The 10,223-nt window shown below is 72.7% G+C and carries 8 protein-coding genes, 1 tRNA gene and 2 pseudogenes; 7 read left to right on the top strand and 4 right to left on the bottom strand.

Annotated elements, in window-relative coordinates; genetic code table 11:
- Window positions 1–29: 29 nt before the first annotated feature.
- From D450_RS0121475 to D450_RS0121465, 4 genes and pseudogenes are all read right to left on the bottom strand, one after another.
- Window positions 30–1,076 carry an SGNH/GDSL hydrolase family protein gene (locus tag D450_RS0121475; RefSeq protein ID WP_026128689.1) on the bottom strand — a complete coding sequence of 349 codons (1,047 nt, stop codon included), beginning with the start codon at window positions 1,074–1,076 and terminating at the stop codon, window positions 30–32.
- A gap of 100 nt (window positions 1,077–1,176) precedes the next feature.
- A pseudogene (locus tag D450_RS32710) lies at window positions 1,177–1,670 on the bottom strand (MarR family winged helix-turn-helix transcriptional regulator).
- 74 nt (window positions 1,671–1,744) lie between these two features.
- Window positions 1,745–2,404 carry a TetR/AcrR family transcriptional regulator gene (locus tag D450_RS0121470; RefSeq protein WP_017540706.1) on the bottom strand — a complete coding sequence of 220 codons (660 nt, stop codon included), beginning with the start codon at window positions 2,402–2,404 and terminating at the stop codon, window positions 1,745–1,747.
- Between the two features lie 14 nt (window positions 2,405–2,418).
- Window positions 2,419–3,387 (bottom strand): acyl-CoA desaturase, encoded by a 969-nt coding sequence (locus D450_RS0121465; RefSeq protein ID WP_017540705.1) that lies wholly within the window; start codon window positions 3,385–3,387, stop codon window positions 2,419–2,421.
- Window positions 3,388–3,680: 293 nt separating this feature from the next.
- Here D450_RS0121465 and D450_RS0121460 point away from each other — a divergent pair.
- The 7 genes and pseudogenes from D450_RS0121460 to D450_RS0121430 all read left to right on the top strand — a co-directional run.
- Window positions 3,681–3,751, top strand: a tRNA-Gln gene (locus D450_RS0121460).
- A gap of 322 nt (window positions 3,752–4,073) precedes the next feature.
- Window positions 4,074–5,542 (top strand): annotated as a pseudogene (gene glmU, locus D450_RS30870) (bifunctional UDP-N-acetylglucosamine diphosphorylase/glucosamine-1-phosphate N-acetyltransferase GlmU).
- Window positions 5,543–5,568: 26 nt separating this feature from the next.
- On the top strand, window positions 5,569–6,540 hold the full coding sequence (locus D450_RS0121450) for a ribose-phosphate diphosphokinase (protein ID WP_026128688.1): 972 nt from the start codon (window positions 5,569–5,571) through the stop codon (window positions 6,538–6,540).
- 283 nt (window positions 6,541–6,823) lie between these two features.
- Window positions 6,824–7,432: a 50S ribosomal protein L25/general stress protein Ctc gene (locus D450_RS0121445; RefSeq protein WP_017540702.1), complete on the top strand. Its 609-nt coding sequence runs from the start codon at window positions 6,824–6,826 to the stop codon at window positions 7,430–7,432.
- 132 nt (window positions 7,433–7,564) lie between these two features.
- Window positions 7,565–8,146 (top strand): aminoacyl-tRNA hydrolase, encoded by a 582-nt coding sequence (gene pth / locus D450_RS0121440; RefSeq protein WP_017540701.1) that lies wholly within the window; start codon window positions 7,565–7,567, stop codon window positions 8,144–8,146.
- Window positions 8,147–8,357: 211 nt separating this feature from the next.
- The gene (locus tag D450_RS0121435; protein ID WP_017540700.1) at window positions 8,358–9,824 is read left to right on the top strand and encodes a sugar transferase; all 1,467 of its coding nucleotides are present in this window, start codon (window positions 8,358–8,360) and stop codon (window positions 9,822–9,824) included.
- Window positions 9,825–9,829: 5 nt separating this feature from the next.
- Window positions 9,830–10,223 (top strand): inositol monophosphatase family protein (locus D450_RS0121430; RefSeq protein ID WP_017540699.1); only part of this gene is annotated, 394 nt, incomplete at its 3' end.

Here is a 10,223-nt window from a genome sequence, read left to right as displayed (position 1 = left end):
GGGGCGCCCCGCCGCGCGCGCTCGGCGGATCAGGCGCTCTCCACCAACTGCTCGAAGGTCTCGGCGATGTACAGGGCCCCGGCCTGGTTGGTGTGGATGTCGGGGCCGTCCTCGGTGTTGCACATCCAGGTGTAGTCGCAGATGTTCTTCACGTTGGTCGGCATGTCCGCCTCGCCCTCGGCGGGCGCGAAGTTCTCCGACTCGAAGGACTCCTCGACGTCGGCCACCTGGATCCCGGCGTCGCTGTAGGAGGTGCGCAGGACGCCGTTCATCTCCACCAGCACGTCGGTGGCGTAGTCGACCAGCTCCTCCTCCGAGGAGTCGCCTCCCTCGGCCTCCTCGTCGCCGGAGGCCCCGCCACCGCCGTCCGGGCCGTCTGAGCCGTCCGGGCCGTCCGGGGCACCGGCGCCGTCCCCGGACTCCTCCAGCAGCATCGCCGCGAGGAAGGGGTTGTAGTAGGTCATGCCGATGATCTGCACATCGGGACCGGCGGCCGCGCGCAGGCGGGAGGTGATCTCGGGGACCTCCTCCTTCAGGCGGTCCAGGCCCTCGTCGACGCAGGCCCGGTCGACATCGACCTCCGGCGACCCGCCCGTGTCCTCGTCCTCTGCGTCCTCCGCGCCCCCGCCGTCTTCGGACGCCCCGCTCCCGCCGCCCAGGTCGACGCAGCCGGTGAAGTTGTTGCCGCCGATGTCCAGGGTCACCAGGTCGACCCGTCCCCGGTTCTCCTCCAGGAAGCGCTCGGCCTGTGCCAGCTGCGTGCCCTCGGTGTACCGCTCGCCGCAGGCCTCCAGCCCGCCGTCCATGAAGGTGGTGGTGTCCTCGCCCCCGCAGCCCATCCGCTCGTGGCGCAAGGAGGGGCGGCCGTCCTTCAGCGTCCGGTACAGCGCGTCGGTGTAGCCGTCGGTGGTCTCCTCGAACCCGCCCTCGCCGTCCGGCTGGACGCCGACGGCGAGCGAGTCGCCCAGCGACAGGTAGTACCGCTCCTCGGCGGCCCCTCCGGACTCCCCGGAGGAGCAGGCGGCCGCCGCCAGGAGGACCGCCGCGGCGAGGGCGGCGCTGCGCGTGATGTGCACGTAGATCTCCGCTCGAATCGGACACGTTCCCTGCGCGCCCCGGCGGCACCCCGGTGAGGGGGACGGGTACCGCCCGGTAACAAGAGTGTCCGAAACGCGGTCATTCGTCGAGGGGGGAGAGCAGCGAGCGCAGCAGCGCGGCCAGCGNGCCCCCCGCCGCTCCTGCGGCGGCATCGGCTCCAGGATCGACTCCTCGTAGCCGAGCAGGGCCTCCAGGGCGGCGTCCACCCGTTCGCGCCCCTCGTCGGTCAGGCGCACCAGCACGCCCCGCTTGTCGGCGGGGTCGGGCCGCCGCCGCACCAGGCCGGCCGCGGCCAGCCGGTCGATGCGGTTGGTCATGGTCCCCGAGGTCACCAGGGTGGCGCGCAGCAGCCGCCCCGGGCTCAGCTCGTAGGGGGACCCGGAGCGGCGGAGCTCGGCGAGCACGTCGAACTCCCAGGGCTCCAGGCCGTGGTCGGTGAAGACCGCGCGCCGGGCCCGGTCCAGGTGGCGCGCGAGCCGCGAGACGCGGCTGAGCACCTGCAGCGGCGCCACGTCGAGGTCGGGGCGCTCCGCACGCCACGCCTCGACCAGCCCGTCGACCTCATCACGCATGAGCACACCCTATCTCTCGATATCAAGATAGTGTGCCCGACACGGCGCGGGGCGACCGGCCCCCGGAACACGCCCTAGCGTTCCGGCCGCTTCCGGTCGACCGACTCCAGGGAGGGCTTGGGCTCCAGCGCCGACAGCCCGTTCCAGGCCAGGTTCACCAGGTGCGCGGCGACCACCTCGCGCTTGGGCTTGCGCACCTCCAGCCACCACTGGCCGGTCAGCGCCACCATGCCCACCAGCGACTGGGCGTACATCGGCGCCAGCTTGGGGTCGTACCCGCGCTCCTTGAACTCGTCGGCCAGGATGTGCTCGACCTGCGTGGCGATGTCGCTGATCAGGCTGGCGAAGCTGCCGGTGCCCGAGGCGGCGTGCGAGTCGCGGGCCAGGATCCGGAAGCCCTGGCTGCTCTCCTCGACGTACTGCAGCAGCGCCAGGGCGGCGTTCTCGATCTTGCCGCGGGCGTGGTCGGAGGTCAGCGACCGGCCGACCATGTCCAGCAGCGTGCGCATCTCGCGGTCCACGACGACGGCGTAGACGCCCTCCTTGCCGCCGAAGTGCTCGTAGACCACGGGCTTGGAGACCCCCGCGCGGGCCGCGATCTCCTCCACGGAGGTCCCGTCGAAGCCGCGCTCGGCGAACAGCTCCCGGCCGATGTCCAGGAGCTGCTCCCGCCGTTCCTTGCCGGTCATCCGCTTCTTGCGGGACCGGCCTTTCGTCTCGCTCACGGCTTCCATGATGGTTCCTGACTTTAGACGCTCACGCGCTTGGCCGCGAGGCGTTCGGCATTGGGCCAGCGGACCTTGGTCGCCCAGCCGGCCTTCTCGAAGAGCCAGATGATCCTGGCGGAGATGTCGACCTGGCCCTTGAGCACACCGTGCCGGGCGCAGGTGGGGTCGGCGTGGTGCAGGTTGTGCCAGGACTCGCCGAAGGAGGGGATGGCCAGCCACCACACGTTCCGGGAGCGGTCGCGGACCTCGAAGTTCTCCTCGCCGATGGTGTGGCAGATGGAGTTGATCGACCACGTCACGTGGTGCAGCAGCGCCACCCGGACCAGGCCGGCCCAGAAGAACGCGGTGAAGGCGCCCCACCACGACATGGTGACCAGGCCGCCGATGGCCGCCGGCGCGAACAGCGAGAACAGCACCAGCGGGAGGAACAGCCGGTCGACCCGGACGATGTCCTTGTCCCGGAGCAGGTCGGGGGCGAAGCGCTTGGGCGAGGTCTTCTCCTCGCTCAGGAACATCCACGCCATGTGCGCGTAGAACAGCCCCTTGGCGACCGAGCGCCAGTCGTCGCCGAAGCGCCAGGGGGAGTGCGGGTCGCCCTCGGCGTCGGCGTACTTGTGGTGGCGCCGGTGGTCGGCCACCCACTTGATGACGCTGCCCTCGATGGCCAGGCTGCCGGCCACCGCCAGCGCGATCCGCAGCCCGCGGTTGGCCTTGAAGGAGCCGTGCGTGAAGTGCCGGTGGAACCCGACGGTGATGCCCAGCCCGGACACCAGGTAGAAGGCGGCGCCGATGCCCAGGTCGAGCGGGGTGAGCCCCCAGCCCCAGGCGAACGGGACCGCGGCGACCAGGGCCAGCAGCGGGACCAGCACGAAGAGGAAGACGGTGAACCGCTGAGCGCGGCTGGTGCCCTCCGGGTCGAGTTCGGGCTCGGGCGCGCGCTTGGGCGCCCCGGTCCCCCCGGTGACGCCTTCGGTGACTACTGCGGTCATCTCTCTCCACCTGCGTTCTCGTGACGGCCGTGCGGGGCGTTGCGTTCTGCGCGGACGTGCGCGGATCTGCGCCCGTCCCGCCGCCCGACCGCCCGGCGATCGCGTCGGAAACCTCTACCTACGTAACCGTAACCTACGTGGCCGTAGGTTGCGCAAGGGTGCGCGCCGGTCCGGTGCGCCGGGGTGCGGGCGGCCGCCGCCGCGGGCGGTGCGCGGGGGATTCGGGATGACCGGATGTCGGGGAGCGGCTATCGTGAGTCCCGGAGGCGCGTGCTCGGCCGCGCCGCCGACCGTCCCGGGTGGTGTAATGGCAGCACTGCGGTTTTTGGTGCCGTTTGTCCAGGTTCGAGTCCTGGCCCGGGAGCCCGTCCCCCTCCGTCGCGTGCACGGCCGCGCGGCGGCCCGGATGCCGCCGCCGGCCGCCCGGTAACCGATCTCACACGCGCGCCGCGCGCCCCGCCGGCCGGGGGGCCGCCGCCCGAGCGCGCCGGGGTGCGCCCCCGAGGCCCCCGACCGCCGCATGTATCCTTCCCCTGTCGGCCCCTGATCCCGTTCCGTTCGCGTGCGCGCAGGGCGATGTTCAGCCTCGCCGACAGGTCACGTCGGCCGCGCGGGGGCCTACCCGCCCGGCAGCGTCGACGCGACGACGCATCCGATACCGCCAGCGACATGAGGAGTCTCCGCCCGTGAGCGTGAGCCGTCCGGCTGCCGTCATCGTCCTCGCGGCGGGCGAGGGCACCCGAATGAAGTCCCGGCTTCCCAAGGTCCTGCACGAGATCTGCGGGCGGGCCATGCTGGGCCACGTCCTGGCCGCCTCCGACGAGCTCGGCCCCGAGCGGACCGTCGTCGTCGTCGGCCACGGCCGCGAGCGCGTCGGCGCCTATATCAAGGAGGCCGCGCCGGAGGTGTCCACCGCGGTGCAGGCCGAGCAGAACGGCACCGGCCACGCCGTGCGCGTGGCGGTCGAGGAGCTCCGCGACCAGGGCGCCTCGCTGTCCGGCACCGTGGTGCTGGCCTACGGCGACACCCCGCTGCTGCGCGGCGCCACCCTGAGCGGCCTGGTCGAGGCGCACGAGGCGGCCGGCAACGCCGTCACCGTGCTCTCGGCCGAGGTGCCCGACCCGGCCGGCTACGGCCGCGTGGTGCGCGACGCCGACGGGGTCTTCACCGAGATCGTCGAGCACGCCGACGCCACCGAGGAGCAGCGCGCCGTCGACGAGATCAACTCCGGCATGTACGCCTTCGACGGGTCGCTGCTGGCCGAGGTCGTGCACCGGCTGTCCACCGACAACGCCAAGGGCGAGGAGTACATCACCGACGCCGTGGCGATCCTGCGCGGCGACGGCCACCGGGTCGGCGCGGCCCCGGCCGCCGACTGGGTGGAGATCCAGGGCGTCAACGACCGGGCGCAGCTGGCCGAGGCGCGCCGCCTGCTCAACGACCGCCTGCTCGGCGACCTCATGCGCGCCGGGGCGACCGTGGTCGACCCCGCCTCCACCTGGGTCGACGTCCAGGTCGAGCTGGGCNGGTGGGCGAGCCGCAGGTGCGGCTGCGCGGCTCCACCCGGGTCGGCGAGGGCGCCCAGGTGGGCCCGGGCACCACGCTCACCGACACGCTGGTCGGCGAGGAGGCGGTGGTCCGCGAGACCTACGCCGAGCGGGCCGAGATCGGCCCCGGCGCGACCGTCGGCCCCTTCGCCTACCTCCGCCCCGGGGCGGTGCTGCGCGAGAGCGCCAAGGCCGGCACGTTCGTCGAGGTGAAGAACTCCACCGTGGGCCCGGGCTCCAAGGTCCCGCATCTGACCTACGTCGGCGATGCCGACATCGGCGAGGGCGTCAACGTCGGCGCCTCGTCGGTGTTCGTCAACTACGACGGCGTCGACAAGCACCGGACCACCATCGGCGACCACGCTCGCACCGGAAGCGACAACATGTTCGTCGCCCCGGTCGAGGTGGGGCCGGGCGCCTACACCGGCGCCGGAACGGTGGTCCGTGAAGACGTCCCGCCCGGCGCGCTGGCGGTCTCCGCCGGCGGGCAGCGCAACATCGACGGGTGGGTGCAGCGGAAGCGCCCGGGGACCGCCGCGGCCGAGGCCGCCGAGCGCGCGCTCCGGGACGCCGAGATCCGCGACGAAGGCGCCGGCAAAGGCGAATGACACAGTGTCTGTGGGGGATCTGAGAAGTGACCGGCATTAAGGCCGCGGGTCAGAAGAAGCTGATGCTCTTCTCCGGGCGCACGCACCCGGAGCTCGCCGAGCAGGTGGCCGAGCAGCTGGGCATCCAGGTGGTTCCGACGAGGTTCCAGGACTTCGCCAACGGCGAGATGTACGTCCGCTACCTGGAATCGGCCCGCGGGTGCGACGCGTTCGTGCTCCAGTGCCACTCCGACCCGATCAACGAGTCCATCATGGAGCAGCTCATCATGGTGGACGCGCTCAAGCGGGCCTCGGCCAAGCGCATCACGGTGATCACGCCCTTCCTGGGCTACGCCCGCCAGGACAAGAAGCACCTGGGCCGCGAGCCGATCACCGCCCGCCTGATGACCGACCTGTTCGCCACCGCGGGGGCGAACCGGCTCATGGCGGTCGACCTGCACACCGACCAGATCCAGGGCTTCTTCAACGGACCGGTGGACCACCTGTTCGCGCTGCCGCTGCTGGCCGACTACATCAAGGGCCGGGTGGACAGCACCGAGGCCACCGTGGTCTCGCCGGACGCCGGCCGGGTGCGCACCGCCGACCGCTGGGCCGACCGCCTGGGCCTGCCGCTGGCCATCATCCACAAGCGGCGCGACCCCGAGGTCGCCAACGAGGTGAAGGTGCACGAGGTCGTCGGCGAGGTCGAGGGCCGCACCTGCATCCTGGTCGACGACATGATCGACACCGCCGGCACCATCGTCAAGGCGGCCGACGCCCTGTACGAGCAGGGCGCCAGCAACGTCATCGCCGCCGCCACGCACGGCGTGCTCAGCGGCCCGGCCGCCGAGCGGCTGCAGAACTCGCGCATCTCCGAGGTGGTCATCACCAACTCGCTCCCGGTGCCCAAGGAGCGCGACTTCGACAAGCTGACCCAGCTGTCGATCGCGCCGCTTCTGGCCAGGGCGATCAACGAGGTGTTCAGCGACGGGTCGGTCACCAGCCTCTTCGAGGGCTGACCGGCCCGGCCCGGGGAGGGGTCGGCCCCTCCCCGGGCACCGGCGTGTACGGAAGACGTCGGACGAGGCATTAGACTGGACCGAGTGTCCCCGTGTCCGCGGGGTTCCACTGCGGCCACCGGGCCGATGCCGCGTGGTCGCCGTGCCCGGGCGCGGCGCGCTTCGGCGTCTCCGCCTGCCTGCGGGACCGATCCCGTGCAGTTCTCCCGTGTCCCGCGGGAGTCGTTTCAGAGAAGTCGTGTTCCCCGCATCCTGCGGGGACGAACCTCCGAGGAGTTTTGTCGTGTCCGAGGTACGCATCGCTGCCGAGCCGCGCACGGAATTCGGCAAGGGCGCCGCACGCCGCGCCCGCCGCGCGGGTAAGGTGCCGGCCGTCCTCTACGGCCACGGCACCGAGCCCCGTCACATCACCCTTCCGGGCCACGACCTGATGCTCGCGCTCAAGACCCCGAACGTGCTGCTGCGCGTCGACGGGGTCGAGGGCCGGGAGAACCTGGTCCTGCCCAAGAGCGTGCAGCGCGACCCGATCAAGGGCTTCCTTGAGCACGTCGACCTGCTCGTGGTCAAGAAGGGCGAGAAGGTCAACGTCGAGATCGCGGTCAACCTGACCGGCGATGTCGCCCACGGCGCCTCGGTCTACCAGGACCTGTCCACCATCGAGGTCGCCGCCGAGGCCACCCACATCCCCGAGGGCGTCGAGTTCTCGGTGCAGGGCATGGAGGACGGCTCGCACGTCACCGCCGGCCAGATCACGCTGCCCGCCGGTGTGGAGCTGGTCACCGACCCCGAGGCCTGGGTCGCCTCGGTCTCCGCCGACCAGGCCTCCGAGGAGGAGTCCGAGGGCGGGGCCGAGGACGAGGGCGAGTCCGCCGCCTCCGAGTCCGCCGAGTAGCCGGCCCTGTCGACACCGATGGGCATGGGTCCGGTGCGCGGCCTCCTGGAGCGTCTGCTCGGGGGTCGCGCACCGGCTGTTTCCGGAGCCGGCGCCGGTGCGTCCGGCGCGGGCGACGACGGGGGACGGGGCGTGGCCGAGAGCGAGCGCTGGCTGGTGGTGGGGCTGGGCAACCCCGGTCCCAAGTACGCCGGGAACCGGCACAACGTGGGCTTCATGGTGGTGGACGAGCTCGCCGAGCGCGGCGGCCACCGCTGGAAGGCGCACAAGGCCCACGCCGACGTGGCCGAGGGGCGCCTGGCGGGCGTGCCCGCGGTGCTCGCCAAGCCGCGCAGCTACATGAACCTCTCCGGCGGCCCGGTGGTCGGGCTGAGCCGGTTCTACAAGGTCCCGATGGAGCGGATCGTCGTCGTCCACGATGACATGGACATCGCCTTCGGGGCGCTCAAGCTCAAGCGGGGCGGCGGCGCCGGCGGCCACAACGGGCTGCGGTCGCTCACCTCGTCCCTCTCCGGCCCCGACTACCTGCGCGTGCGGGTGGGCGTGGGGCGCCCGCCGGGGCGCATGGACCCGGCGGCCTACGTACTCAAGGACTTCTCCTCCACCGAGCGCAAGGACCTGCCCCTGGAGGTGGACCGCGCCGCCGACGCCGTGGAGGCGGTCGTGGCCGAGGGCCTGGAGAGGGCCCAGAACACCTTCCACACCTCCGCCTGAGCGGCGCCCCGTCGCTCCGGCGGAAAGGACCCGGCCCCGGGCCGGGTTTTTTCTTTACCCGATTAGGTCACGTCACGCGACTGAATGAACACTCTTGGCTACTGTTGGCCCATCAGGGAAGAGATTTCGCGCCTGCCGATACCCCGCTCACGCCGGTCCGGTTCGGCCGGATCCACGGTCGGCGGCGCGGCCGTCGCGAGGGGAGGGGACTATGGCGGTGGCCCTCGACGTGCGCAGCGGGGCCGGTGAGCGCAGGGTCGAACGCGCCCCGGCCGCCTGGGTGCGCGGGTACACCCGCGGCCTGGTGGCGCTGGACGCCGCGGCGGCCGGAACGGCCGGAACCGTCACCCACCAGCTGCACTTCCAGGGGGAGGTGCATACGCCCGCCGCCGCGGCGCACGCCGGGCTGTCGCTGGCCCTGCCGGTGCTGTGGGTGGTCTCGGCCGCCCTGGCCGGGGGCTATGCCCGCCGCTTCCTGGGGGTGGGCACCGAGGAGTTCCGCCGGGTGCTGGCCGCCGGGGTGGTGCTGACGGCGGCCGTGGCCATCGCCGGGTTCGCCGCGGTGCCCGCCCTGGCCCGCGGGTACGTCCTGGTGGCGCTGCCCGCCACGGTGGCGGCGGCGCTGGTGCTGCGCTACGGCTGGCGCAAGCGGCTGCACCGGATGCGCCGCGCCGGGCGGTGCATGGGCGGGGTGGTCGTGGTGGGCCACCGCGAGGCCGCCGCCGGGCTGGTGCGCCAGCTGCGCCGCGAGCCCTACCACGGCATGCGGGTGGTGGGGGCGTGCCTGCCCGACGGGCGCTCGGGCGCCGGGCCGGACGCGGTCGACGGCGTGCCGGTGCTCGGCGGCTTCCGGGACGCGGCCGAGGCGGCCGAGGCGGTGGGCGCCGAGGCGGTGGCGGTGCTGGCCTGTCCGGAGATGGACGGCATCGAGCTGCGCCGGCTGGCCTGGGCGCTGGAGAAGTGCGGCACCGACTTGACCGTGGCCCCGGCGCTGATGGAGGTGGCCGGGCCGCGCACCACGATCCGCGCGGTGGCCGGACTGCCGCTGCTGCACGTGGAGCACCCCGAGCTGGAGGGCGCCCGCCGGGTGGTCAAGGGGCTGTTCGACCGGGTCGCCGCAGGGGCGGCGCTGCTGCTGCTGTCCCCGCTGTTCGCGGTGCTGGCGGTGGCGATCCGGGCCGGGGACGGCGGGCCGGTCTTCTTCCGCCAGACGCGCGTGGGCAAGGACGGGGTCCGCTTCCCCCTGGTGAAGTTCCGTACCATGGTTCCGGCGGCCGAGGAGATGAAGAGCGGTCTGCTCGGCGCCAACGAGCACGACGGTGTGCTGTTCAAGATGCGCGCGGACCCCCGCGTGACGTCGGTCGGGGCCTGGCTGCGCCGCTACTCCCTGGACGAGCTTCCCCAGCTCGTCAACGTGGTGCGCGGCGAGATGTCGCTGGTCGGGCCGCGGCCGCCGCTTCCCGAGGAGGTCGCGCGCTACGGGCGCGACGTGCGCAGGCGGCTGGTGGTGAAACCGGGGATGACCGGTCTGTGGCAGGTGAGCGGGCGTTCCGACCTCTCCTGGGAGGAATCGGTCCGCTTGGACCTGCGTTACGTGGAAAACTGGTCGCTGACCCTGGACGTGCAGATTCTCTGGAAGACGTGGTCAGCGGTGATCCGCGGAGCGGGAGCGTACTGAGGCCGGTGAGCAGCATCCGAAACGATCATGAAGTCGCACGGGACCTGGCGGGCGAGGCGGGGCAGCAGCTGCTCCGGCTGCGCGCCCGGCACGGGTTCGAGGAGCCCGACGTCCTGCGCACCCTGGGCGACCGTACATCGCACGAGTTCCTCTTCTCCGCGCTGGGGCGGCTGCGCCCCAGCGACGCGGTGCTCTCGGAGGAGGGGGTGGACGATCCGGCACGGCTGAGCGCGCGGCGGGTGTGGATCATCGACCCGCTGGACGGGACCCGGGAGTTCGCCGAGGCGGGCCGTACCGACTGGGCCGTGCACGTGGCCCTGTGGGAGAACGGGCGGCTGGCCGCCGGGGCGGTGGCGCTGCCCGCCCAGGGGTCCACGCTCTCCACGGCCGAGCCGCCGT

The organism is Nocardiopsis halophila DSM 44494 (assembly GCF_000341245.1).
Lineage (GTDB): Bacteria > Actinomycetota > Actinomycetes > Streptosporangiales > Streptosporangiaceae > Nocardiopsis_A > Nocardiopsis_A halophila.
Note: the sequence above shows the minus strand (reverse complement) of the source record. Positions and strands in the feature narration are given on the sequence as shown.